This is a genomic window from Paenibacillus artemisiicola (genome assembly GCF_017652985.1).
GTDB lineage: Bacteria > Bacillota > Bacilli > Paenibacillales > Paenibacillaceae > Paenibacillus_Z > Paenibacillus_Z artemisiicola.
In genome coordinates this window covers 83091-109010 of sequence record NZ_JAGGDJ010000017.1, presented here as the reverse complement: position 1 = coordinate 109010, position 25920 = coordinate 83091, and the positions used below count along the sequence as shown (strand labels likewise).

Genomic DNA, 25920 nt, shown 5'->3' with positions numbered 1-25920 from the left:
GCGATCTCCGCGGCGGCCGGCGGCCGGCCTTGCAGCGAAGCCGCGCCTCCCGGCCGGGACGGCGAGAACGCGTCCGCCGGCGCCGGTCCGGACAAGCCCCGGTCGCGCTGAATGCCCGTTTCCTCGCGAAGCAGCCGCTTCGCGGCGTTCAGCTCCGCTTCGTTCACGCCGGGCGGCTCCGGCTGATGGAACGAAATCCGGTCCTGCACGAAGGCCGGCTTCGACCGTTCGGCCGGTTCCGCGGGACCGGGAATGTGGCGCTGCTTGCCGAGCGCGCGCCGGATCGCGTCCTCGACGAATTCGCGCAGCTCCGTTTCCTTGCTGAAGCGGACTTCCATCTTCGACGGATGCACGTTCACGTCGAGCAGCGACGGATGCATGCCGAGCTCCAGCACCGCGAGCGGGAACCGGTTGATCGGCAGCAGCGTATGGTACGCCTGCAGCATCGCCTGGTTCAGCACGAAGCTCTTGATGTAGCGCCCGTTCACGACGATCGTGATGCCGTTACGGTTCGAGCGCGTCTGCTCGGGCTTCGAGATGCAGCCGCGCAGCTCGTAATCGGGATGGTCGCCCTCGACCGGCAGCATCGCCTTGGCGGTCGCCGTGCCGTAGATGGCCGCGAACGTCTGCAGCCGGTCGCCGCTGCCGAGCGTGCGCAGCAGCGTGCTGCCGTTATGCTTCAGCGTGAAGGCGATGCCGGGATGCGCCAGCGCCAGACGGTTCACGTAGTCGGCGATATGGCCGATCTCGGTCTGGATCGATTTCATGTATTTCAGCCGCGCCGGCGTGTTGTAGAACAGCTCGCGCACGCTGATGTCGGTGCCCTGCGGCGCGTTCGCCGCTTCGTTCGCCGCGATCGCGCCGCCTTCGATGACGAGCCGGCGGCCGAGGCCGCTGCCGTCCGGGGAGGAGACGCACTCCACCTTCGCGACGGCCGCGATGCTCGGCAGCGCCTCGCCGCGGAAGCCGAGGCTGGCGATGCGGAACAGGTCCTTGCCGGACGAAATCTTGCTCGTCGCGTGGCGGAAAAACGCCGTCTCGATGTCGTCGCCTTCGATGCCGGAGCCGTTGTCCGTTACCCGGATCAGCGACAGGCCGCCTTCCTCGACGGCGATGTCGATCGTCGAGCTGCCGGCGTCGACGGCGTTCTCGACCAGCTCCTTCACGACGGAGGAAGGCCGCTCCACGACCTCGCCCGCGGCGATCTGGTTGGCCAGCTGCTCGTCCAATATGCGGATTTTGCTCATGCCGCCGTACCTCCTTGCATGGGTATCGTAATCGCGCCGGCCGAAGCCGGCGCTAGTCGTTCAGTTTCAGCTTCATGTCGTTCAGCCACTGCATCGCCTGCATCGGCGTCATGTTGAACAGGTCGAGCTTGCGCAGCTGGTCGGCCAGCTGCTCGGCGCGCGGATTGGCCTTGCGCGTTTTGCCGGAATCGGCCGATGCGGCGGCGACGGGCGCGGGCTCCTCGAAGATCGAGAGCTGCACGACGCCCCCGGCGTTCGGCGATTCGTCCGCCGATTCCAGCGCGGGAGCCGCGTAGGAAGCGGCCGACTCGGCAGCAAAGGCCGCGGCGGCAGACGCGGACGCAGACGCGGCGCCATGCCCATGCGCCGCGCCCGGCGCGGGCCGCGCGGCATCGACGCCGCGGCCGCCCGCCGGGCTTCCGGCGTACGGCGCCTCGGCCGCGGCCGCCGTCTCCTCGCGCGCCTCGTGCAGATCGAGCAGCGCGTACGCCCGCTCGATGATGCTGCCCGGCAGCCCCGCGAGCTGCGCGCAGTAGATGCCGTAGCTGCTGCCCGCCGCGCCCGGCACCAGTTTCCGCAGAAACGTGACGTTGTCGCCCGTCTCCTGCACGGCCATGCACGCGTTCGCCAAATGCGGCAGCGTGTCTTCGAGATGCGCCAGCTCGTGGAAATGCGTCGAGACGAGCGCCTTGCAGCCGACTTCGTGATGGACGAACTCGATGACCGCCTGCGCGATCGCCATGCCCTCGCCCGTGGAAGTCCCGCGGCCGAGCTCGTCGATGATGACGAGGCTTCGGGCCGTCGCTTTCTCCGTCATCGTCTGGATATCCTTCATCTCCACCATGAACGTGCTCTGTCCGCCGATCAGGTCGTCGGCCGCGCCGATGCGCGTGAAGATCCGGTCGATCAGCGGCACCTCCGCCTGCTTCGCGGGCACGAAGCAGCCGATCTGCGCCATGATGCCGATGAGCGCCACCTGGCGCATATACGTGCTCTTGCCGGCCATGTTCGGCCCGGTGATGAGGAGCATAGACGCGGCGTCCCGCTCGAGCTTCGTCTCGTTCGCGATGAACGACGTCCCCTCCATCACCGCTTCCACGACGGGATGGCGGCCCTCGGCGACGGCGAAATCAAAGCGTTCCGTCACGTTCGGCTTTACGTAGCGCTGCTCGGCGCCGACCGCGGCGAACGATTGGAAGACGTCGAGCGCGGCGATCGTCCCGGCCAGCTTCTGCAGCCGATGCAGATGCGCGGTCAGATGCTCGCGCAGCTCGACGAACTTGGCGTATTCGAGATCGACCATTTTCTCTTCCGCTTCGAGAATGAGCGTCTCCTTCTCTTTCAGCTCCGGCGTCACGTACCGTTCCGCGTTCGTCAGCGTCTGCTTGCGCTCGTACCGGCCTTCCGGCAGGCTGCCGATGTTCGCCTTGGACACTTCCAGATAGTACCCGAACACCTTGTTGTAGCCGATCTTCAGCGACTTGATGCCCGTCGCTTCGCGCTCCTTGCGCTCCAGCTCGGCCAGCCACTTCTTGCCGTTCACGCTCGCTTCCCGCAGCTCGTCGAGGTAGGCGTCGTAGCCCGCGCGGATCAAGCCGCCTTCGCGCACGGACACCGGAGGCTCGTCCACGATGACCGTCTCGATCGTCGCGGCGAGGTCCGCGCAGTCGTCGGTGCCGGCCGTCAGCTTGCGCAGCGTCGCCGATTCCGATTCCCCGCACAGCGCGATCAGCGCCGGCACGTGCTGCAGGGACGTCTTGAGCGCGTTCAGGTCGCGCCCGTTCGCGCTGCCGTAGGCGACGCGGCCGACGAGGCGCTCGAGATCGTAGATCTCGTTCAGCTCCCGCCGGAGCTCGTCGCGCAAAATGAAGTTCAGGTACAGCTTCTCCACCGCTTCCAGCCGTTCGTCGATCATCGCCTTCGAGAGCAGCGGCTTGTCGATCCAGCGCCGCAGCAACCGCGCGCCCATGGACGTGCGCGTGCGGTCGAGCAGCCAGAGGAGCGAGCCTTTCTTGCTGCGGTCGCGCACCGTCTCCGTCAGCTCCAGGTTGCGCCGCGTGAACGGATCCAAAATCATGAACTGGTTCGGCTCGTACTCCGATATCCGGCGAACGTGGGCGAGCGAGCGCTTCTGCGTCTCGTCGAGATAGCCCGTGAGCAGGCTGACCGCCCGCCGCCGCGCGGGCTGCAGGGCGTCCAGCTCCAGCTGGCCGAACTGCCGGCGGAGCGGCTCGTCCGCCATCGGCTCCCGGTCCGTGAACAGGACGGGCCGGTTCCAGCCCGCGGCAGCCGCGCGCAGCCGTTCGAGCACGGCCGCGTCGCCGACGATTTCCGAGGGATGGTAGACGTTGATTTCGTCGGTCAGCGACTCCGACGCCGCGGAGAACGAGGTCACGTACAGTTCGCCCGTCGTCAGGTCGCAGGCCGCGACGCCGCAGGCGCCGCCCGCTTCCGACACGGACACGATGAAGTTGTTCGCCTTCTCGGCAAGCGATTTCGTCTCCATGACGGTACCGGGCGTGACGACGCGGATGATTTCGCGGCGGACGACGCCCTTGGCCGCGGACGGGTCCTCGACCTGCTCGCAGATCGCGACCTTGAAGCCTTTCTCGATCAGTCTTGCTATGTATCCTTCCGCGGAATGATAGGGCACGCCGCACATCGGAATCTTCTTGTCGGCGCCGCCCTCGCGGCCGGTCAACGTAATCTCGAGCTCGCGCGACGCGGTGATCGCGTCGTCGAAAAACATTTCATAGAAGTCGCCGAGGCGAAAAAAAAGAATCGCGTCCCGGGCGGTCTCCTTGATCGCCAAATATTGCTGCATCATGGGGGTGTAGCCGGACATGGGGCCCCTCCTAAAATCGAAAATGTCGTGCGTTCAACACCAGGTCTCCATTATAGCAGAAAAGCGCCCCCTCATGGAGCGCTTGCGATTGGCGTCGAAGCGACGCGCCATTTGTCGCGGATATCGGCCGCGGCGTCCCATGTCCGGCCGGCGCGGATCGCGGCGAGGAGCGGCTCGATCCACTTGCCGAGTTCCGCGTACGACCGCGTCGCCCGCATCGACGCGGCGAGCCGGTCGAGGCAGCCGGCCAGCGCGCGGCGGTCGCCGGCGTAGTAGGCCTCGACGTAGCGCTCCTCCTCGGCCGGCACGTAGGACAGCGAAGCGGTCTCCCGCGCGCACAGCAGCGCCAGCGCGAACGCGGCCTTCGCCGCGAGCGGGGAGACGAGCCAGCTCGGCGGCGTCCGGTATTCGAAGCCGCCGTGCGGCTGCTGCCGGAAATCGCCGAGGGCGCCGTAGCGCGGGCGCCGCGCCTGCTCCGCGGGCGATTCGACCATCGCGAGCGGGAACGCGACGCAGCTGTCGAGCTGGCGCAGCAGCCGGCCGGTCAGCGGCACGCCGCTCAGGTGGAGATGGCCGCCGAGCGAGAACCCGGCGGCCGGCATGCCCCCGGCCGCCCAGCGCAGCGGCGGCCGGTCCGGGATGCGCCGCGCGGCTTGGCGCAGCAGCAGCCGCACGTTGCGCGCCAGGCCGTCCGGCGTCGGCGACGGCGCCGGACGCAGCTCGGCGACCGGGTAGCGGACCTCGCCGCCGACGACGACCGCGTCGCAGCCCGCCCCGTGGCCGTTCGCCAAGTACCGCGCGGCCGACACGACCTTGCCGGCGTCCGACAGCAGCAGGAACTCGGGATCGGCGCCAAGCAGAATCCGGGGCCGCTCTCCGGCTTCGCCCGCGTCCGCCGCGGCGGCGAGCTCCCGCGCGAGACCGGCCGCCGCCGCCTGCCAGACGCCGCGGGCGTACGCGCCGCCGCCCGGCAGCCGGACGCCGGTCACGAAGCAGGCGCCGGCCTCGTCCTCGGCCAGCTCGACGATCCCGTTGTCGAGCCCGCACGCGTACAGCGCGCGCGCCGCGAGCCGCGCGAGCGGCCGGTAGCGGCCGTCCTGTTCGGAGAGCGGCCGCGCGGCCGCTTCCCGGATCGACGTCCCGGCGCCGGGGAGAGCTCGTCCCGCCTCCCGGCGCGGCATCGCCGCCGTCCGATGCGCCGCCGCCGCGACCGGCCGCAGCTGAAACAGCGACACCGCGTACGTCCGCGCCGCGTCTTGCACGTCCTCCGCTTCCCGCGCGGCCGCGCCCGACCGCCGCAGCCGGCGGTGAATCTCGGCGGCGCTCCAGCCCGCGAACGCCGGCGCTCCCGCGTTCAGAACGAGCGTCCCCCCTCCGTGCCGTCCGGCCGCGTCCGCCTCGCCGATCTCGCCCGCTTCGACGATGACGGCGTCGTATTCGTCCGGTGGCCCCGCCTCCCTGCCCGTCCCGCGCGGGTCCGCGCACGCGCGGTATCCCGATCCGTTCCACAGCCACACGATGCCCGCCACTCGTCCACGCTCCGCTTCCGTTTTCCCGGCGCCAGCCGCGATTTTTTGGAAAAAAAAGAGGGCTCTCGCCCTCGAATCTTTCCCTGCCCGCGCATACGATACAGCAGACCTGTAACCCGCGAAAATTACAGTTCGTCGTCGAGCAGTTCCGGATCCAGATCTTCGAAATCCCCGTCGTCCCCGTACTCGAATTCCTTGCCGTCCTCGGAACCGCCCGGCAGCGTCGCGACCCAAATCTTCGTCTCGGCCACCAGCTCGACCGCGAATTCGCGCTCCACGCGAATCACGACGCCGGCGCCGCTCGAGGAGATGTTCGCTTCGATGCAGTTCGGCTCTTGCGTCGACTCGGCCGTCACTTCCTCGGTCGAAGCCCGGTGCTTCGGATCGAGGTAAGAGAGCGGCACGTGCTCGACGTAAGAGAGCGTTTCTTTGGCAACGTCGGTTTGCGAGTTTTTGTTGTAAGAATACCAAATATTCACATCGTAAGTACCGATTACCTCGATCCCGTCTCCGGAACGGACCGCCTCGTATTGGTGATTGATGATCCAAGCGCCCAGGATGCTCGTGGGGTGGTTAGGCGGCGTAACGTTGTGGGTTACCGTGGAAAACTTACGACCTTTCCCGCAGACAGCTTTGGTAATAATCTCTCTAGCCTTAAGCTGTTTATCTGCATAAGCCATCGATTTAACCTCCTCCATACAATCATTCAATTAAAGTGTATGCAGGACATAGGCGTTTGTTGATTAATACGAAGAAGAACAAACAGATATTGTTGTACAACTGCCGGAGCACGCTTGGGAGGGCGCCGGCTTGGCGCGTCGGGTATGGAGGGAAAGCAGCTTTCGGTCGGCAAGCGGTCGTATCCAGGCTGACGCGATCGGCGGCTTCATTCCGGATTATGAAGACGAAACGGCGGTCGTTCGCGAACCGCCGTTTTCGTTGTTCGCCTGCTTTCATTATATGGGCGGGCGGTGGGTTCCATGACTCCCCGTTGCATTCGTCCGGCGTTAAAATAACAGAATCGGCGTCACCGCGACCGCGCGCGAGGACGTTCCCGCCGGCAGCGTGCCGGTCACTTCGCCGCTCGCGGCGTCGAGGACGGCGATGGCGTCGTTCACCTGCGTGGATACGTACGCGACGGCGCCGTCCGGGGTGAACGCCACCGAGACCGGGCGTCCCGGGGTCGGGAATTCGGCCAGGACGGCATTCGTGGCCGCGTTCAACACCACGACGGAATTCGATAGATTGCCGGCGACGAATACCCGCGAGCCGTCCGGCGACACGGCGGCGCCGAACGGAAGCGTCCCGGCCAACACCGTCGTGACGATGGAATTGTCCGACATGTCGACGATGCTTACGGAATCGGCGTTTTGGTTCACCACGTACGCGCGGCTGCCGTCGGGACCGATGGCGACCGCGATCGGCAGGCTGCCGGCCGGCAGGTCGATCGTGTCCTCGACCGCGTTCGTCAGCGCATTGATGACGGCGACGGTATCGTTGCCGCTGTTCGCGACGTAGACGCGCGCGCCGTCGGGCGTGACGGCCACGCCGAACGGCCGGCTTCCGGCCGGCATCGGCACGGCAAGCTGCGACGTGTTCGTGACGGTATCGATGACCGAGACCGTGTCGTTCCCGAGATTGCCCGTATACGCGAGCATGCCGCCGGGCGCGATCGCGATCGACGCCGGCGTGCTGCCAGGCGCAAGCGGAATCGTCCCGACGACCGTATTGGACGCGGTATCGAGCACCGAGACGGAGTCGCCGCCGAAGTTGGCGACGTACGCCCGCGTGCCGTCGGGCATGACGTCCACCGCGATCGGGCTGCTGCCCGCGGGCAAAGCGACGGTGGCGGCAACGGTATTCGCGGACGTATCGACGACCGTCACCGTGTCGTTGCCGACGTTCGCGTTGAAGGCCGAAAGCAGCCGTTCGACGCGCGAAAACTCGCCCGTGGAGCTGCTTCGAACGGCGACGGTTTCGCCCTCCCCGCCGAACTGGGTCAGCGCGACCGCGACGTTGGCGCCGCCGAGGCCGCTCGCGACGATCCGCACGCCGAAGACGTCGAAGTCGGCGGGGACGTCGGTGACGGAAAACACGCTGCCCTCCGTGCCGAACGGCGTCAAGCGCACCAGATGCAGCGCGAACAAAACCGTCCCGGCGAAGCCCGCTTCGGCCGGAATGACCTCGTACGCCTGGATCGAGGCGATGGCGTCGGTCCGTCCGTCGTTGATCAGCCGCACCGAGAGCCGCGTCGTTCGCGGCGAACGGTTTTCGATCGGGCCGGTATCGTAGATGGGCATGTTTTCACCTCCATTTCCTCAGTATATTTCCAAATATATGCATTTATCTTCGGATAGGTATGGACAGCGTTATCCGCGATCGAACCGGCGCGCCGGTCCGCGTCCGGGCGCGAACCCTTCGCACGAGCCATGAAGTCCCTTCGCGACGTCTATTTGGCGGTTCGCCTTCTATAATAAAGAAACGCGCGGCGGTCCGGTCGGACCGCCGCGCGTTAGGCGTTCGGATGGTTATTTTCGGGCAACGGGCGCGTCGTCCGACGCGGCCGATACCGCGGCAACCGCATCGGCTTCCCCCGCCGCTTCTTCAAAGCCGCTCTTGCGGCGCTTCAGCCGCTTGGCGATGCTCAAGTACCGCTTCAGCTCCTGCAGCAGCAGAAACAGCGCGGCCCGGATCTCGAATTCCTCGCGGGTGACCGGCAGCGCCATCGTTTTGAACCGCGCTTCCAGCAGCCGGATCCGCTCCTCCACGCCGCCTTCGTAGACGGCCGACTTCACGTCGCCCGAGAGCAGCTCGAACAGCTCCGCGGCCAGCTCGCCCTGCGGCAGCGACTCGAACACGAACGACAGGTGCGACAGCATCTGCCCGATCGTCTCCAGCTGCTGCTGGCGCATCGCGAAATAGCGGGTCCAATACCGCCCCTCCTCGCCCGACCGGCCCTGCGCCCATATCCGGTTCTCGCGGTTGCGCTCCGCCCGGCGGATGCCTTCCTCGATCGCGCGCCCGGCATCCAGCAGCTCCTTGCCGTCCCAGACATAGGTCGGCGACCGGAGCGTACGGGCCATCGCCCGGAAGATGACGGCGAAGCTCTCCTCCGCGTCATGCCGCAGCTCCCGCAGCTTGTCGTCGTCCTTCGGCATGTAGATCAAGTTGATGACCGTCGCCCAGCCTAGCCCCGAGACGAGGAGCAGCAATTCGTTGACCATGAGCGAAACGGTCACTTCCTCGCGCGCGTACACGTGAAAGACGATGACGGCGCTCGTGGCGATGCCGTCCTTCAGCCCCGCCCGGGACAGGATCGGAAAGGCGAGCAAAATGAAGAAGGAGATCGTCCATAGATGAAAGCCGAGCGTAAGAAACAGGAACGACGCGAAAAAAAGCCCGACCGCGGAAGCGGCCAGCCGGACGAAGGCGCTCTTCAGTCCCCGCTGACGGGTCACTTCGACGCCGAGAATGGCGAGCAGGCCGGCGGACAGCGCCGGATTCAAGCCCAAATAGCTGGCGGTGTACAAGGCGCCGAGCGCGGCGACCGCGGTCTTGATGACTCGAATTCCCATAGCGCGTGCTCCTCGCGTAAAAAGCCGTGGGCTCATCGCCACGGCTCCGTTATGTCTTCTATGGTACCCTTCACGCCCGAGCCGCGTCAACCGCCTTCAGGACAATGACGGCATTGTGGCCTCCGAAGCCGAAGGAATTGCTCACGCCGACGTTCAACTTCGCTTCTCTCGCCTTGTTCGGCACATAGTCGAGATCGCATTCGGGATCGGGCTCGTCCAGGTTGATCGTCGGCGGAATGACGCCGTCCTGCAGGCTTTTCGCCAGCGCGATCGCCTGCGCGCCGCCGGCCGCGCCGAGCATGTGGCCGGTCATCGACTTCACCGCCGACACGGGAACGTCATACGCCTTATCGCCGAACAGCCGCTTGATCGCCCGCGTCTCGGACAAGTCGCCGATTTCCGTGCTCGTGGCGTGCGCGAAGACGACGTCCGCCTGCTCCGGCGCGATGCCCGCTTCCTTCAGCGCGGCCTTCATGGCCAAGTACGGCCCGTAGCCTTCGGGATGCGTCGCCACCATATGGTACGCGTCGGAGCTGGCGCCGTAGCCGACGACTTCCGCGTGCGGACGCGCGCCGCGCTTCCTGGCGTGCGCCTCGGACTCCAGCACGACGATGCCCGCCCCCTCCGCCATGACGAACCCGTCGCGGCCCTTGTCGAACGGCCGGCTCGCCTTGGCCGGTTCGTCGTTGCGGCCGGACAACGCCGTCGCGTTGCCGAAGCTCGCGAGCGAAATTTCGGTCACCGCCGCTTCCGAGCCGCCGGCGATGACGAGATCGGCGTAGCCGCCGCGGATCAGGCGGTACGCCTCGCCGATCGACGTGTTGCCGATGGAGCAGGCCGTCACCGGCGCCATCGTAGGGCCGTGCAGCCCGAAGCGGATGCTGATCATCGCCGCGGCCATGTTGGCGATCATCATCGGAACGAGCGTCGGGCTGACGCGGTCGGGACCGCGTTCGCGGAGCACGCCGTCCTGCGCGAGCAGCGTCTCGAGGCCGCCGATGCCGGAGCCGACGTATACGCCGACCCGTTCGGCGTCGACCTCCGCGCCTTCCAGCCCCGCGTCGCGCCACGCTTGATCCGCGGCCGCGAGCGCGAATTGGCAGAAGCGGTCCATCCGCCGCGCCTCCTTCCGGCCGAACAGCGCTTCGGCGTCGAAGTCGCGGACGAGTCCCCCGATCCGCGCCCGGTGGCCCGAGACGTCGAAGCGATCGATCGGCCCGATGCCGGACGCGCCCCGTTTCAGCGCTTCCCAATAGGCGTTCACGTCGTTGCCGAGCGGCGACACGATGCCCATGCCCGTAATATAAACTTTCTCCATTGCTCTCTTCCTCCTTGAAATGCTGCCTTGTGGTGCTATGTTGACATATATGTTATCCTATTACAAGTTGTCGTTTATGCTAGTATAACCACCACTACTCTATGAACCGAAGGAGAGTCGCGCATGAATCAGCCTACGAGACTGAAGGCGCTCTCGAGCTTCCTCACGGCGCAGCGGGCCAAGCTGTCGCCGGAGGAAGCCGGCTTGACCCCCGGCACGCGCCGCAGAACGCCGGGCTTGCGCCGCGAAGAAGTGGCCCAGCTCGCCGGGGTGAGCCCGACCTGGTACACGTGGCTGGAGCAGGGCCGCGACATCAAGGTGTCGGCGTCCGTGCTGGAAGCCGTCGCCTCCGCGCTGCGGCTCAATACCGACGAGCGCAAATACCTGTTCGCGCTCGCGCTGGAGTCGCCCGCCGCCGGAGCCGCCGCCCTGCGCGCGGAGACGGCCCGCATCGGTCCGCCGCTCCGCCGCATTCTCGACGAGCTGCAGGCTTGCCCGACGATCGTCTCCGACCGGCACTGCCATATCGTCGGCTGGAACGAGGCGGCCTCCCACGTCTTCATGGACTTCGAGCGCATCCCGGAGGCGAGGCGCAACATGATCGCGCTGCTGTTCGAGCGCAAGGAGTTCCGCCGGCTCGCCGGCAACTGGGAGCATTTCATCAGCGGCTACCTCGCGATCTTCCGCGCCTATTACGGACAGTACGTCGACGACGACTGGTACGATACGTTCCTACGCGACATGACCGAGACGTACCCCGACTTCCAGCCGCTGTGGGAACAAAGCCGGGTGAGCGCGGCGCCGGAGGTGCTGGTCGAATTCCGGCACGCCAAAGCCGGGAAGATGCTGTTCCATCTCACGTCGCTGCAGCTGCAGGGCGATACCGATCTGCGCGCCAGCATCTATACGCCGGACCCGGATTCCCCGACCGAGACGAAGCTCCGGCAGCTGATGGCCAAGGAGCGGCCGGGCGCGGCGCCTTGATTTTAAATGAAGAAGGCCGCTTTTGCGCGAGGCGAAAGCGGCCTTCTTCGGGCTGCGGCGCGATGGCTACAGCTTGTAAATGTCGGTGTATTTCTTCTTCAGGTACGCCACGAGGTAATCGGGGTCGAGCGGCTTGCCCGTAATGCCCTCGATCAGCTCGGACGGCGTTCTCAGCTTGCCGAAGCGGTAGATTTTGTCCGTCAGCCAATCCTTGATCGGAATCAGGTTGCCGGCCTCGACAAGCTCCCAGACGTTCGGCAGCGCGCGCTCCAGCGTATCCGTGAACTGCGCCGCGTACATGTTGCCGAGGGAGTACGACGGGAAGTACCCGAACGCGCCGCCCGACCAGTGGACGTCCTGCAGCACGCCTTCGCCGTCATGCTCCGGCTCGATGCCGAGGTACTCCTTGTATTTCGCGTTCCACAACGCCGGCAGCTCGGACGCCTTCACGCCCTCGTTGAAGATCAGCTTCTCGATCTCGTAACGAATGATGATGTGCAGGTTGTACGTCAGTTCGTCCGCTTCGATGCGGATGAGCGACGGCCGGACGACGTTGGTCGCGCGGTAGAAGTCTTCCGCCGGCACCTCGAGCTGGCCCGGGAACTGGCGCTGCAGGTCGCCGTAATAACGGCTCCAGAAGCTCTTGGAACGGCCGATCACGTTCTCCCAGAAGCGGGACTGCGATTCGTGAATGCCCATCGACGTGCCGGTCGCGAGCGTCGTCCCGATCAGGTCATTGCCGATGTTCTGCTCGTACAGCGCGTGGCCGCCTTCGTGAATGGTGCCGAAGAGCGCGCTCGTCACGTCGTCCGCCAAGTAGCGCGTCGTGATCCGCACGTCGCCCGGGCTCAGGCCCGTCGCGAACGGATGCACGCTCTCGTCGAGACGGCCGGCCCCGAAATCGAAGCCCATCTGCTCGAGGATGAATTTGCTGAACTGCTTCTGCGCATCCTTCGGGTAGTCCTGTTTCAGGAAGCCGGTGTCCGGCTGATGCGGGGACGCCGCGATCGCCGCGGACAGCGGCACGAGCTTCTCGCGCAGGCCGCCGAACACGCGGTCGAGCTGCGCCGTCGTCATGCCCGGCTCGTACATGTCGAGCAGCGTGTCGTAGCGCGTGCCCTTCACGCCCCACAGCTCGATGAATTGGTTCGTATAGCCGATGATCTTGTCGAGGTACGGCTCGAACGACGCATAGTCGCTCTTCGCCTTCGCCTCTTCCCACATGGACTCCGCCTGCGAGGTCAGGACCACGTATTCCTGGTACAGCTTCGGCGGGATTTTGACGCTGCGGTCGTAATCCTTGCGGGTCTCCGTCACGAGCCGCTGCTGCGTCTCCGTCAGGGTCTTGTATGTATCCGGCGCTTCCAGCGCGGCGAGCCATTCGCCCAACTCCGGCGCGGTGGACAGCTTGAAGGACTGCCCGGACAGTTGGCCGATGGCCTCCGAGCGGACTTCCATGCCCTTGCGCGGCGCGCCCGTGCGCAAATCCCAATACAGCAGGGCCAGCGCTTCCTCGTAGCTCTTGATCAGCGCGATGCGTTCCGTAAACCGCTGCAGCGCTTCGTTTTCGATCGCCTTCGTCACGTTTTCGTCCACCTCTCCTGCGTTCCGTTTTGGTTTCTACTTGATCATACTTTTTGCACGCCGTATAATCAACTTTAATCCGGGCGCACGACATCGATTATCCGTCATTCTCCGCGGAAAGGAGCCATCATCATGCAATTTACCTTCACGCCGGACGCCGTGGGACAGCTCGAAGGACCGCTCGCGGACACCGGCAAAAGCCTGAAGCTGCTTTACGACACGGAAGGCTGCGGCTGCGTCATGAACGGCGTGCCGACGCTCGCGCTCGTCCGGGAGCCGGATCCGCAAGACAAGCTCGGCGAAGGCGCGCCGTACTCCGTCTGGTACGAGCCCAATTACGAGGTGTTCTTCGAGCCCGAATTGAAAATCGACTACAACGCGGCGCGCAACGCGTTCGTTCTGAAGAGCGACAGCCAGATCTACACGGCCAACCTGCGGCTGCTGAAGTAGCGCCGCCCGCACCGACCAAGGAATAGACACCGCACAGGACCAGCGAATTGAGGAGGAACCGGCTTGAGCACGATTCAAAACATTTTGGCTTTCAACGAACAATTCGTGGAGAACCGCGAATACGAACAGTACCGGACCGACAAGTTTCCCGAGAAAAAGCTCGCGATCGTCACCTGCATGGACGCGCGGCTCACGGAGCTGCTGCCCAAGGCGCTCAACCTGCGCAACGGCGACGCCAAGATCATCAAGAACGCCGGCGCGATCGTCACCCAGCCGTTCGGCAACATCATGCGGAGCGTCCTGGTCGCCGTCTACGAGCTCGGCGCCCGCGAAGTCGTCGTGATCGGCCACCACGACTGCGGCATGACCGGCCTGAACTCCAAGGTCGTGGTCTCGCACATGCACGAACGGGGCGTCACCGAGGACACGATTCGCACGCTCAACAATTCCGGCATTCAACTGGACCGCTGGCTCACCGGCTTCGACAACGTCCAGGAGAGCGTCGAGCGAAGCGTCGGCATCATCAAGAACCATCCGCTCCTGCCGCCCGGCACGCCGGTGCACGGCATGATCATCGATCCGACGACGGGCAAGCTGGACCTCGTCGTCGACGGGTACGGCGAATAAACCGTTGCCGCCGCATCGCATGAATACGAAAAAAGCTTCGCGCCGCCGGGACGAACCCGTGCGGCGCGAAGCTTTTTTGTCATGATGCGCGGCGTTCCGGCCTCGCGGACGCGCCTGCGGACCGGATGCGGCGGCCGCGTCAACCGTTCCGCGGCTCCGCGTCCCGGGCGCGCTTCGCTTCCGCCGCGGCCGCTCGCGCGGCGACGACGTCGCTGCGGTCGCGAAGCGCGTGACGATGGACGAGCGCCGGCTCCGTCCCGCTCGGCAGCGCCCAGCCGAGCCCGGCCGACGCGGCCCGCTCCCGCAGCCGCGCGAGCAGACTCGCATCCGCGATCGGCAGCGCCGGATCGGCGAACGCGTCGCCCCGTCCGAGCGCCGCGAGCCGTTCGTCGATCATTCCGGTCAGCGCGCCGCCGTCGAGGCCAAGGCGGTCTAGCCGCTCCTTCGCGAGCCGCCGCCGGGCTTGCGCGAACATTTTCGCCGCGCCGCGCAAGTTCCCCCGCCGGTAATGGTACGCGCCGACCGCGAGCTGGATCAATCCCACCCACGTCTCCCCGAATCCGTCGCCGGGATGCGCCTTCCAATAGGCTTCGAGCAGCTCGTGGCACTCGAAATAGTCCCGCGTCGCATGAAACTCGTATAAATAGGCCTCATAGTCGTCCGGATACTCTTCCTTTTCCATCGCGATCCCCCGTTTTTCCGCCGTCGTGACCGATGAAAGAATGAAATCTGAAACCTTTGATTATATTAGACGTAAATGTACCGAAGCGCAATAAGTCCATAGGAACCGAAAACACAGGAGGAGATAGGCATATGAAAAAGGGGTTATTAGTATTCATGGCATTCGCGCTGTTCTTCGCGTTCAGCGCGTCGGCGGCCGACGCCAAGCCGCGCGGGGGCGGATTCAAGTCGCCGCGGCAGAGCTACACGCAAACGCCGGCCAAGCCTGCCGATAACGTGACCAAGACCGGGACGGGCACGACGAAGTCCGGCGCGGCGACGACCGCGAACCGCGGATTTTTCAGCGGCGGCAGCTTTATGAAGGGCCTGATGATCGGCGGTCTCGCCGGCCTGCTGTTCGGCGGTTTGTTCGGCAACATGGGCTTCTTCGGCAACATCATCGGCCTGCTGGTCAACGTGCTCGCCATCTACGTCGTCATCGTGCTGATCGCCGGCATCGTGCGCTACTTCCGAAACCGCAATAAGCCGGCGCATCCCGGCAACCGGAGACCCTACTAATCATGCGGATTTACACGGACGAGATCATTAACGCCGTGTGCCTCCACATGGCGGAACGCAGGGGCGTCCCGCCGACGGATGTCGAAGTGCAGTTGTCCTGGGAGGAGCAGTACGGCTATACCGCCGAGGTCTGGGTGAAGGGCCGCAGCCAATTTCTCGTCGAAGCGAACCTGCTGGAAGCGATCGAACAATACTTGCTGAAGCAGTACAACCTGCGCAAGTTCCGCTCCCAGATTACGCTCGACGCCGACGAGGAATTTTGGGCGGACATCGAGGATTGACGTTACGAAACGAACGGGCGCAGCCAATGGCTGCCCCGTTTTTTTGTCGCGTTCCGGCGACGGCCGGATTCGCGAGGTTCGAATGCGCAGGCACCGGCGCGCCGGTGCCCTCGGATTCTTCATCGAAAATTGTCGAATGACCGCAACCTCGTCCCGATTGGCGCGTTTAACGCTATACATCGGGAGAGGAGTGTTGGACTCGCACATGCAGAATCGCAGCAAATGGACATCCGTGATTGCCGCAACCCTGGCCGTTCAGGCCGGATTGGCGGCGTTCGCCGCTCCGGACGCGCTCGCCGTCGACGGAACGAAGAATTACCGGGTCTATCAGAACGACAAACCGCTCCGCGACTTCCAGACGAGCGGCGGCGCCGTCGCCTTTGCCAAAGGATACGCCTACGCCCATGTCGAGCGCATCACGGACCGCCAATGGGTCTGGGACGACTTCCCGCGTTACAAGGTGTACGAAAACGGCATCTCGTCCCCGGGCCGCGAATTCCGGACGCTAAGGGAAGCGGAGCAGTTTGCCGCCAATTCCCGCTTCGCCCAAATCCGCGATCTGGAGGCGCCCGGCTTCGTCGAAAGCAAGTTTCCGCATTTCCAGGTGTATCAAGGGGACAAAACCTTCGCGAGCTGGTCGTTCGCGACGCTCGCCGAAGCCAAAAAAGCGGCCGGCGCTTACGCCGGCGCGCATATCATCGATTTATCCACGAACCAATGGATCTGGGATAACATCTCGGACGCCCGCGCCGCCGCGCTGCGGCAGTCGGCGCCGATATACGGCGTCGCGAAGGACGGCGAGCCGGTCGGCGCCAAGGCGTACGGCTTCCTGCTCGACGCGGAGCGCGCCGCGAACGGATTGGCCGGCGCGACGGTCGTCAATACGGCGACCGGCCAAGTCGTGCACCGCAACGCGCCGACGTTTAGGGTCATGCAGTCGGGACCGGCGGTCGCGTCCTTCTTCGGCATTGACGGCGCGATCGCGTACGCCAAGAAGCTCGCCGGCGCCACCGTCATGAAGGATGGCCTCTCCTGGTGGACGAACGTGCCGTACTTGACCGCGTTCCAAGGCAATGCGCTGCTGCGCACCTTCAATGCCCGCAAGAGCGCCGTCGCGTACGCCGCCGGCTACAAGAACGCATCCGTCGTGACCGCGGACGGACGGACGATCTGGAGCAACGCCAAGACGCTGACGTATCTCGGCTGGAACGGCGTTTCCGATACGGATACGGTACTGGAGCAGCTCGGCCGCACGCAAGGCCTGGACATCGACTCCCCGTCGTGGTTCGAGCTCGCGGCCGCGGACGGCTCGTTCACGGACGATTCCGATCCCGCGCTCGCCGCCTCCGTGCGCGCCTCGGGCATCAAGCTGACGCCGCTCGTGAGCAATCGGTTCGACGCCAAGCTTACCAGCGCGTTCCTGCGCGATCCCGCGGCGCAGACCAAATTCATCGCGAAGCTCGTCGCCAGGCTCGCGCGGCTGAACGTCGCCGGCGTCAACGTCGACTTCGAAGGGCTGGCCGGCGGCGACCGCGCCCGCTATACGGCATTCGTCCGGTCGCTGACGTCGGCCGCCCACAAGGCCGGGCTGACCGTGTCGATCGACCTGCCGCGGGGCGACGTGCTGTGGGACGCGCAGACCGCTTACGACCAAGCCGCGTTGGCCGGCATCGCGGACATGATCGTCCTGATGGCGTACGATCAGCATTGGGAAGGCAGCGACCAGGCCGGCTCCGTCGCGGACCTGGCGTGGACCGAGGAAGGCGTGCGCCAATTTCTCGCTTACGGCATCCCCCGCGGCAAGCTGATGCTCGGCATCCCGTTCTACGTGCGCGAATGGCGCGTCAATGCCGCCGGCGGCATCGTCGACAGCAAGGCGCTCCTCATGAAGAGCCTCGGCGACTTGATCCGATCGACCGGCGCGAGCGGCGTCTTCGACGCCGCGTCCGGCCAGACGAAATACCGGTATGCCGGGAGCGACGGGTACACGCACGTGTTCTGGTCCGAAACGGCCGAAACGGTCAAGGCGCGCGTCGCCATCGCCAAGAAATACGACCTTGCCGGGGTCGCGGCATGGCGGCTCGGCTTCGAGCAGACCGAGCTGTGGCCGTTGCTGCTGCAGCTGAAATAAAGGCGTTCGCGGACGAGTGGTACTTCTTCGGCGGTTATGCTATGATGTGAAGACGAAGGTACTGTAACTCATTTCATAACAGTTAGGAGAATGCGCCATGCCGCAGGCATACAAGGAAATTCAAACGGTCGAAGAATGGAAATCCGCGCTGGAGGGCTCCGCTTCCCGCCCGCTCGTCGTATTCAAGCACAGCACCACGTGCCCGGTAAGCGCGAACGCCTATAACGAATTCACGAACTACTTGAACAGCGGCGACGCCGACGCGGACACGGATTACGTGCTCGTCAAGGTCATCGAATCCCGTCCGGTTTCCAACCAAATCGCCGAAGATACCGCGGTCAAGCACGAGTCGCCGCAAATCATCCTGGTCAAAGACCAAGCAAAGTACTGGACCGCTTCCCACTGGTCCGTGACGGCCGCCCATATTAAAGCGGTCCTGAACTGATCGCGGTTCCCCTCTTTAACGCAAAGAAGCCCCGGACTGGCGCCTTGTTGCGATTCCCGCAACGTGCCGGTCCGGGGCTTTCGTTTTCGTAATGGATCGTCCGCGCTCGGCGCGCGTTACGACGCGTTACGATATGTTTTTCAGCCGGGCCCGCATCAGCTCCGCCGTCAGCGGTTTGTCGATGAAATACCCTTGGCCGTTGTCGCAGCCCATCTCGCGCAGCCACGCCATCTGCTGCTCGGATTCGATCCCTTCGGCGACGACGGTCTTCCCGAGGTGATGCGACATCGTGATCATGGCCGCGACGACTGAGCGGACCGACTGCACCTCGACCATCTCCGCGATGAACGACTGGTCGATCTTGATGACCGAGATCGGCAGCTGCCGAAGCAAGCTGAGGGACGAATAGCCCGTCCCGAAATCGTCGATCGAAATTTCCACCCCGAGCGCCACCAGCTCGTCGAGCATCTTCAGCGTGAACATCAGCTTGTCGATGACGACGCTCTCCGTAATTTCGATGCACAGCTTCCGCGGGTCGAGCCCCGTGTCCTTCAGGATGTCTTTGACGACGTCGGCGAAATCCGGTTGCTTGAACTGCTTGGCCGAGACGTTGACCGAGATTTTCAGCGACGTCCAGCCAGCCTGCTCCCACCGCTTCGCTTCGCGGCACGCTTCCTCCAAGACCCACTGTCCCAGCTTCAGAATAAGTCCCGACTGCTCCGCGAGCGGAATGAAGTCCGCCGGCGACACGCGGCCGTGCGCCTTCGAATTCCAGCGCACCAGCGCTTCCGCGCCGATCGTCCGGCCGCTTGCGATGTCGGTCTGCGGCTGATACACCACGTAAAATTCGTTCTCCTCCAGCGCTCTGCGCAGGCTGGCCTCCATGTCGACCATGCGCTTGATGGACGCGTTCAGCTCCTTGGAATAGAACCGGTACTGGCTGCCGCCGTTCGACTTGGCGTGGTACATCGCGATGTCCGCGTTCTTGATGATCGCGTCGGCCGTCGCGCCGTCGCCGGGAAACAGGCTGATGCCGATGCTCGCGGTCGTGTAATATTCGCCGCCGAGCACGAACACGGGCGCTTCCAGCGCGCCCTGCATGCGCTCCGCGACGCGGATGATCTCGTCGAATTCGGCGGCTCCGCGGACGAGAAGCATGAATTCGTCGCCGCCCGCTCTCGCCAGCAAATGCTCCTCGCCCAGGCAATCGCGGAACCGGCCCGAAATGATCTTGAGCACGTCGTCTCCGCATTGATGGCCGAGCGTGTCGTTAATCAGCTTGAACCGGTCGAGATCGACCAGCAAAACCGCGTCAAACGTCGGCGCGTCGTTCTTCGAAGCCATCGCTTCGTCCAGCGAGCGCTTGAACGCCGAGCGGTTCGGCAGCCCCGTGAGCAGATCGTGCCGCGCCAAATAATCGGTGCGGCGCTCGATCGATTTGCGCTGGGTGATGTCCCGGATAATCGCGATGCCGTACGGCTCGCCGTTCTCGGCCATCGTCTCCATGTCGAGCAGCACGCTGAGCGGCTGCCCGTCGGCCCCGCGCATCGCCAATTCTTTGCTGTGCCACCGGATATCCGGGTAGGACGCGTACATCTCGCGAAACAGCTCCCGATCCTCGGCCGCGAAGAGCGGCTCGAGGTATTCCGCTTGCCCCGGTTCCCCGCGGAGGCCGAACATCTCCCTCGCCTTCGGGTTCGCGTCCCGGATGCGCGCGGCGGCGTCCACGATGAGGATCGGCGCGGGCGACATCTGGAACAGCACCTCGTACCGTCTCGACAGCCGCGGCAGGAAGTCCGAATTGATCATCATCAGGCTGAGCGCGACGCTCCAGGCAAGTCCCGGCAGCAGCATGTACGTCGAAGGGATCAAGGCGTGCCGGCCGACCAGCGCCCCGAAGACCGCCAGCGCGGCCGCGGCCGCCAAATAGACGAGGTCCGTCCGCAGCAGGGCGAGAAACCGGCTTCGGTCGAAGCGCGCGTCCGAGCGGCGCCATGCCATGATGGCCAGCGCGGCGTTCAGCAGCATGAAGGCGCAGCCCGCGGACAGGTAGACGCCGAGCGCCGCCGTCGGCGCTTCCCGGGTCCAATGTCCGTGCTCGTCCACACGCGCGATGAAGGCCGACGGCCCAGAGAGGGCGAGCTGGAGCATGTAGCCGGCGAAAGGAAGCAGCGCCGCGGCGATGCCGGCTCGCGGCGGGATCCGGTGATAGTTCCGCGTAAAGACGACATGCAGGCAGAATCCCGCGCCGGCGGCGAGCAGCATCGCCGGGTATTTCGCCGCCGCCGTCAGCGTCCGGATCGCCGAATGCGGGACGATGAGCTGGGCGAAATCGAGGATGAACAAAAGCAGCAGCAGCAGCGTGACCATGCATGCCGCGCGGTTCTCCGGCCCCGCCGGGTTCCGGCGGAAAATGACGACCGACGCATGGAACAGGAACAGGATCGGCACCAGCATCAGAAGGAGATGTCCGTCGTAAAACATGCGCTCACCTCCCGCCGTAATCGAAATAAGACAATCGACCTAACTTTCGTTGGCGTTTTTCGCCTTCGTGCTAAATTATACCTGTTATTCGTCACATTTCAATGCAAGTTCAGAGATTTAATCTAGTCTTTATGTCCTATCGAACTAGTGGCCCCGCGACAAAATCGCCACGTTTCGACAATTATGTCGGGTCACGCTCGGGAGCGTTCGCGTTCGGTGCCGGCCGCCGCCGGACGGGCCGGATAACGATGGGCATCTTCCCGCTTGCGTCCGCCGGCATTTTTCGCGCGTTCGACCGCAACTTCGCCTCCCCATGGCACGTCTAACGGATTAGTAACTTTTAGGAGGCTTTATGAAACAGCTCATCTTTCGCTCATCGATACGCCGTCCGCGCGCGGGCCGATTGCTGCTCGCCCTGCTCGTCGCTCTCTCGCTCGCGCTTCCGCCGCGCTTCGCGGCCGCCGCTTCCGGCAGCGCGCCCGGCGACATCGCCGTCTATCTCGAAGGCGCGCGCTTGACCTCGGACGTGCCGCCGTATATCGTGCCGAAGCTGAACCTGACCATGGTGCCGCTGCGCGTCATCGGCGAAGGGCTCGGGGCGGCCGTCGATTGGACGCCCGCCGCGCGCACCGTCACGATCCGGCAGGCGGACACGCTCATTACGCTGCGAAGCGGCCAAACGACCGCCGTCGTCGACGGGGCGCAGGTCAAGCTGGACGGCGCGGCGCAGGTCGTCTCGGGCCGGGTCATGGTGCCGCTGCGCTTCGTCGGCGAATCGCTCGGCCTGACGGTCGCTTGGAATCCGGCCGCGCGATCGATCTCGCTGCACGATCCGGACGTCGCCGAGCCGGATACGGGCTCGGATCCCGGCACCGGTCCTTCCGGCCCCGGCACGAACCCCGGCGGCGGTACCGGGGATCCCGGCGCGGACCCGGGTTCCGGCACGGCCGGCCTGCGCGGCGCCTGGATATCCACGGTATACAACTTGGATTGGCCGAGCGCGGCTTCGGCCGGCAACGCGGATAAGCAGAAGGCGGAGTTCGTACAGCTGCTGGACGACCTGCAGGGCATGGGACTGAACGCGGTGTTCGTGCAGCTGCGCGCGGCCGGCGACGCCTTTTACCCGTCCGCGCTCGCGCCGTGGTCCAAATACCTGACCGGGACGCAGGGCAAGGGGCCGACCTACGATCCGCTGGCGTTCATGATCGCGGAGACGCATAAGCGCGGCATGGAATTCCACGCTTGGTTCAATCCGTTCCGGGCCGGCCTCGACGCCAAGACCGACGGGCTCGCCCCGAACCACGTCATGCTGCAGCATCCGGAATGGATCGTCCTGTCCGGCGGCAAGCCGTACCTGAATCCGGGCCTGCCCGACGCGCGCCGCCATATCATCGACGCGATCCTGGATGCCGTGAAAGGCTACGACATCGACGGCGTCCACCTGGACGATTATTTCTATCCGTCGAGCGGCCAGTTCCCGGACGCCGCCGCGTACGCGGCCAACAACCCGCTGAACCTGAAGCTCGCCGACTGGCGGCGGGCCAACATCAACGCGTTCGTGAGCGACCTCGGCCAAGCGGTGCACGCCGCGAAGCCGGGCGTCCGGTTCGGTATCAGCCCGTTCGGCGTCTGGCGCAACAACAACGTCGACCCGACCGGCTCGCCGACGCGGGCCGGCGTGACGGACTACGACAACATGTACGCGGACGTCCGGACCTGGATCAAGAACGGCTGGATCGATTACGTCGCGCCGCAGCTGTACTGGAGCTTCGACACGCTGTCCGCGCCGTACGGCAAGCTGGTCGACTGGTGGTCGAACGAAGTGAGGGGCACCGACGTGGACCTCTACATCGGCCATTCGCCGTATAAGCTCGGCACGCCGGAGGCCGGCTGGCAGTCCGCGAACGAAATCATCCGCCAGCTGGATTACGGCAAGTCCCGTCCGGAAGTGGACGGCGACGTGTTCTTCAGCGCCAAGGATTTGCGCGCCAATCCGCTCGGCATCCAGGATGCCCTGCGCGGCTACTACGCCGCCGGAAACTAACCGCCGGGCGGCGGCCGGCAGCTCGCCGGCGCCGATCCTCGGCCCCGCGACAAACGCGAACGCCCCGGGTTTCCATCCTTCGGATGGAGCCCGGGGCGTTCGCGTCCGCGGCGGCGCCTGTCCGTTCGGCGTCCGGCCCGCTTCGAGCCGGCGCCGCGTTCCCTTCCGACCGCATGCGGATTTTCCTCCGTCACGGGCGGAAGCCGGTCCCGATGTCCGCGAAGGTCAGGTTGCACGGGTTCGTCAGAGACAGAGCCGCAGCAGCACGATACCGTCCCCGCTTTACGCACGCGGTCGGTTTCCCCCCTCCTATCCGATCGGCGAGCGGCGGCGGAAAAAACATCGAACAGCCGCATCGTCCCCGCGGGATCCCGATGCGGCTGTTTCGTCCGGTCGCGCTTTCCGTTCCGTTCCATCCGCGATAACCGGGCATCACGGCTCGTGATGGTATCTCTTGCGCGCGTACCGCTCGAGCACGTTCACCAGCCCGTAGAGCACGACCGACAACAGCGCCAGCATCGCGATGCTCACCATGACGAGGTTCATCTGGAACACCTGGCCGCCGTAGATGATCAAGTACCCGAGCCCGGCCTTCGACGACAGAAACTCGCCCATGATGACGCCGACGAGCGTGAGCCCGACGTTCACCTTCAGCGTCGCGATGAAATGCGGCACGCTCGCCGGCAGCAGCACCATGCCGAGCATCTGCGCCTTGGTCGCGCCGAACGATTCCATCAGCTTCAGCTTCGTTCGGCTGATGTCCTTGAAGCCGTTCTCGATCATGATGATCGTCACGACGATCGAGATCGCGACCGCCATGCCGTACACCGAATACCGGTCGCCCAGCCAGATGAAGAAGATCGGGCCGAGCGCCACCTTGGGCAGCGCGTTCAGGACGACCATGTACGGATCGAGCACCTTGGAGGCGAACGACGACCACCAGAACAGCGTCGCGACGACCATGCCGACGAGCATGGAGACGACGATGCCGACGAGCGTCTCCCGCGTCGTGACGAGCAGATGATGGAATACGGTCCCCTCCGAGACCTGCCCGCGGAACGACGTCCACATCTGGGACGGGCTGCTCGTGAGCATGGAATCGACCCAGCCCGCGCGGGCCGCGAGCTCCCAGACCGCCAGGAAGGCGACCAGCAGCGCGAGGCGGACGAGCCAGATCAGCCGCTGCCGGCGCTTCTGGATGCGGAGATAGCGTTCATACAGCGGAGACGGCATGGTCCTCGAGCTCCTTCCAGATCGCGTTGAAATAATCGTGGTACTTCGCCGCCTGCCGCTTGCTCCACGGCGACGGATCCACGCCTTCGCCTAAGTCGATGTCGTGAACCGCCGAGATCGTGCTCGGCCGCTTGGACATGACCATGACCCGGTCCGCCATGCTGATGGCCTCCGACAGGTCGTGCGTGACGAGCACCGCCGTCTTGCCCTGATCCTTGATGATGCGGAACACTTCCTCCGACAGCGTCAGCCGGGTTTGGTAATCGAGCGCCGAGAACGGTTCGTCCAGCAGCAAAATATCCGGCTCCGCCACCAGCGTCCGGATCAGCGCCACCCGCTGGCGCATGCCGCCGCTCAATTGAACCGGCGAATGGCCGACGAAGTCGCCGAGCCCGTACCGCTCCAGCAGCTCCTGCCCCTTCCGCCGCGCGGCCGCCTTCTCCATCCGCCGGATCTCGGCCCCCACGGTGACGTTGCCGAGCACGTCGCGCCATTCGAACAAATGGTCGTGCTGCAGCATGTAGCCGACCTTGGCCGACGGCCCCGTCACTTCGGCGCCGTCGATCGCGACCTTCCCCCGCGTCGGCTTCAGCATGCCGGAGATGAGGGAGAGCAGCGTGCTTTTGCCGCAGCCGCTCGGCCCCACGATGCTGATGAACTCGCCCTTGCCGATCGAGAGCTCGATGCCGCGCAGCGCCTCGGTCTCTTCCCTCGGCGTGAAATAGCTCAGCCCGACGCCGCTCAGCCGGATGTGCTCCTCATGCGTTTCCCGCATGCCGCTCCCCCTCCTCGTTCATGGCTCAATCCGTCTTTCCGAGCTTTTGCACGAAGCTCATGTCGACGACGTCGTCCATGTTCGTTACTTTGTCTTCCGCCTTCAGCACGCCGTTCTCCACGAGGACGTTCTGCAGGATATCGAACTGCGCCTGCGTCAGCACCGGCTCGGTCGGCCACGTGCCCTGCGCCTTGTAGCGGTTGACCGACTGCAGGATGAGATCGTCCGGCGTGCCGTCGAAGAACGGCTTCAGCGCCTTCACGATGTCGTCGTCCGTCGCGGTGTTCAGCCACTTCGCGCCTTCGGCCACCGCCGCCGTGAACTTTTGGATGATGTCCGGATGCGCCTTGATGTAGTCCGACGTCGCCACGTACGACGTCTCCGGGTAATCCCCGAAATCGCCGAGCGACGCGACCAGATACGCCTTGCCTTCCTTCACGAGCGTCGAGGCGACCGGCTCGAACACTTGAATATAATCGCCCTGGCCGCTCGTGAACGCGCCCGCCATCGCGGTCGAGGCGATGTTCGTGACGACGTTGACGCCCTCCACCTTTTCCTTCAGCAGCACGGAGTTCAGCACCATCTGCGGCGAGCTGCCGGGACGCCAGCCGATGACCGTTTTGCCGGCCAGGTCGCTCCACGCGAAGGCGTCGAGCTTCTCCCGGGACAGCAGGAACGAGCCGTCCTTCGCGGTCAACTGATGGAACGCCTTGAGCGTCTTCTCGCCCTTCTGGTTGTAAATGTAAATCGTCGTTTCCGGACCGACGAGCGAAATGTCCGCCGTGCCGGCGATCAGCGCCGCCGCGCCTTTGTCGGATCCCTGCGCGGTATTCATGTCGACGTTCAGGCCCTGCTTCTCGAAAAAGCCCTGCGACATCGCCACGTAGTGCGGCGCGTAAAAGATGGACCGGATGACTTCGGAGAATTTCACCGTCGTCAATGCGTCCTTGCCTTTGCCCGAATTTTGGCCGCAGGCCGCGGTCATGACGAGCAGCAGGGCGGCCAGCAGCAGCAGGACGGGCTTCATCGTTCTGCTCATGTCTTTCTCTCCTTCATCTGATGAACTGCGGATGTCCGCGTAACGGGATGTATGTGAACGGTTCGCCCGGAACCGATTGTATTCGCAAGC

21 protein-coding genes are annotated in these 25920 nt (G+C 64.9%); 8 read left to right on the top strand and 13 right to left on the bottom strand.

What is annotated here, in order from left to right:
• The 7 genes from mutL to fabF form a co-directional block, all read right to left on the bottom strand.
• On the bottom strand, positions 1-1247 hold a 1247-nt coding region (gene mutL / locus I8J29_RS19450), incomplete at its 3' end, for a DNA mismatch repair endonuclease MutL (protein ID WP_208849173.1).
• Positions 1248-1299: 52 nt separating this feature from the next.
• Positions 1300-4092, bottom strand: coding sequence for a DNA mismatch repair protein MutS (gene mutS, locus I8J29_RS19445; RefSeq protein ID WP_208849172.1), 2793 nt, complete (start codon positions 4090-4092; stop codon positions 1300-1302).
• Positions 4093-4163: 71 nt separating this feature from the next.
• Complete coding sequence (locus I8J29_RS19440) at positions 4164-5621, bottom strand: putative amidoligase domain-containing protein (RefSeq protein WP_208849171.1); 1458 nt, start codon at positions 5619-5621, stop codon at positions 4164-4166.
• A gap of 125 nt (positions 5622-5746) precedes the next feature.
• The gene (locus I8J29_RS19435) at positions 5747-6301 is read right to left on the bottom strand and encodes an outer spore coat protein CotE (RefSeq protein WP_090635978.1); all 555 of its coding nucleotides are present in this window, start codon (positions 6299-6301) and stop codon (positions 5747-5749) included.
• Positions 6302-6628: 327 nt separating this feature from the next.
• Positions 6629-7921 carry a beta-propeller fold lactonase family protein gene (locus I8J29_RS19430; RefSeq protein WP_208849170.1) on the bottom strand — a complete coding sequence of 431 codons (1293 nt, stop codon included), beginning with the start codon at positions 7919-7921 and terminating at the stop codon, positions 6629-6631.
• Positions 7922-8149: 228 nt separating this feature from the next.
• Positions 8150-9196, bottom strand: a complete 1047-nt coding sequence (locus I8J29_RS19425; RefSeq protein ID WP_208849169.1) for an aromatic acid exporter family protein — start codon at positions 9194-9196, stop codon at positions 8150-8152.
• Positions 9197-9266: 70 nt separating this feature from the next.
• Entirely contained in the window at positions 9267-10514 is a 1248-nt protein-coding gene (gene fabF, locus I8J29_RS19420; RefSeq protein WP_208849168.1) for a beta-ketoacyl-ACP synthase II, read from the bottom strand.
• Between the two features lie 123 nt (positions 10515-10637).
• On the opposite strand from fabF, the gene I8J29_RS19415 reads away from it, so the two are divergent.
• Positions 10638-11498 carry a helix-turn-helix transcriptional regulator gene (locus tag I8J29_RS19415; RefSeq protein ID WP_208849167.1) on the top strand — a complete coding sequence of 287 codons (861 nt, stop codon included), beginning with the start codon at positions 10638-10640 and terminating at the stop codon, positions 11496-11498.
• 66 nt (positions 11499-11564) lie between these two features.
• On the opposite strand, the gene I8J29_RS19410 is transcribed toward I8J29_RS19415, so the two are convergent.
• On the bottom strand, positions 11565-13082 hold the full coding sequence (locus I8J29_RS19410; RefSeq protein WP_208849166.1) for a carboxypeptidase M32: 1518 nt from the start codon (positions 13080-13082) through the stop codon (positions 11565-11567).
• Positions 13083-13214: 132 nt separating this feature from the next.
• Between I8J29_RS19410 and I8J29_RS19405 the strand changes: the two genes are divergently transcribed.
• Both I8J29_RS19405 and I8J29_RS19400 read left to right on the top strand, forming a co-directional pair.
• Complete coding sequence (locus I8J29_RS19405; protein ID WP_090635971.1) at positions 13215-13532, top strand: iron-sulfur cluster biosynthesis family protein; 318 nt, start codon at positions 13215-13217, stop codon at positions 13530-13532.
• A gap of 63 nt (positions 13533-13595) precedes the next feature.
• Positions 13596-14159, top strand: a complete 564-nt coding sequence (locus I8J29_RS19400) for a beta-class carbonic anhydrase (protein ID WP_208849165.1) — start codon at positions 13596-13598, stop codon at positions 14157-14159.
• Positions 14160-14298: 139 nt separating this feature from the next.
• Here I8J29_RS19400 and I8J29_RS19395 read toward each other — a convergent pair whose 3' ends face one another.
• Positions 14299-14841 (bottom strand): DUF309 domain-containing protein, encoded by a 543-nt coding sequence (locus I8J29_RS19395; RefSeq protein ID WP_208849164.1) that lies wholly within the window; start codon positions 14839-14841, stop codon positions 14299-14301.
• Positions 14842-14972: 131 nt separating this feature from the next.
• Between I8J29_RS19395 and I8J29_RS19390 the strand changes: the two genes are divergently transcribed.
• From I8J29_RS19390 to ytxJ, 4 genes are all read left to right on the top strand, one after another.
• Positions 14973-15398 (top strand): hypothetical protein, encoded by a 426-nt coding sequence (locus I8J29_RS19390; protein ID WP_208849163.1) that lies wholly within the window; start codon positions 14973-14975, stop codon positions 15396-15398.
• Between the two features lie 2 nt (positions 15399-15400).
• Positions 15401-15679, top strand: a complete 279-nt coding sequence (locus tag I8J29_RS19385; protein WP_090635962.1) for a YxcD family protein — start codon at positions 15401-15403, stop codon at positions 15677-15679.
• A gap of 205 nt (positions 15680-15884) precedes the next feature.
• Positions 15885-17810: a glycosyl hydrolase family 18 protein gene (locus I8J29_RS19380; protein WP_208849162.1), complete on the top strand. Its 1926-nt coding sequence runs from the start codon at positions 15885-15887 to the stop codon at positions 17808-17810.
• A 97-nt stretch (positions 17811-17907) separates the two neighbouring features.
• Positions 17908-18255, top strand: coding sequence for a bacillithiol system redox-active protein YtxJ (gene ytxJ / locus I8J29_RS19375; protein WP_208849161.1), 348 nt, complete (start codon positions 17908-17910; stop codon positions 18253-18255).
• Positions 18256-18381: 126 nt separating this feature from the next.
• Here ytxJ and I8J29_RS19370 read toward each other — a convergent pair whose 3' ends face one another.
• Positions 18382-20739, bottom strand: coding sequence for a putative bifunctional diguanylate cyclase/phosphodiesterase (locus I8J29_RS19370; RefSeq protein WP_208849160.1), 2358 nt, complete (start codon positions 20737-20739; stop codon positions 18382-18384).
• Between the two features lie 352 nt (positions 20740-21091).
• Between I8J29_RS19370 and I8J29_RS19365 the strand changes: the two genes are divergently transcribed.
• The gene (locus I8J29_RS19365; protein ID WP_208849159.1) at positions 21092-22783 is read left to right on the top strand and encodes a family 10 glycosylhydrolase; all 1692 of its coding nucleotides are present in this window, start codon (positions 21092-21094) and stop codon (positions 22781-22783) included.
• A gap of 432 nt (positions 22784-23215) precedes the next feature.
• Here the strand turns inward: I8J29_RS19365 and I8J29_RS19360 are convergent, their stop codons facing one another.
• The 3 genes from I8J29_RS19360 to I8J29_RS19350 are packed head-to-tail and all read right to left on the bottom strand — an operon-like array spanning position 23216 to position 25830.
• Positions 23216-24016, bottom strand: coding sequence for an ABC transporter permease (locus I8J29_RS19360; RefSeq protein WP_208849158.1), 801 nt, complete (start codon positions 24014-24016; stop codon positions 23216-23218).
• Positions 23997-24791: an ABC transporter ATP-binding protein gene (locus tag I8J29_RS19355; protein WP_208849157.1), complete on the bottom strand. Its 795-nt coding sequence runs from the start codon at positions 24789-24791 to the stop codon at positions 23997-23999. Before I8J29_RS19355 ends, I8J29_RS19360 begins: the two co-directional genes overlap by 20 nt.
• 25 nt (positions 24792-24816) lie before the next feature.
• Positions 24817-25830, bottom strand: coding sequence for an ABC transporter substrate-binding protein (locus I8J29_RS19350; RefSeq protein ID WP_240546326.1), 1014 nt, complete (start codon positions 25828-25830; stop codon positions 24817-24819).
• Between the last annotated feature and the right edge of the window lie 90 nt (positions 25831-25920).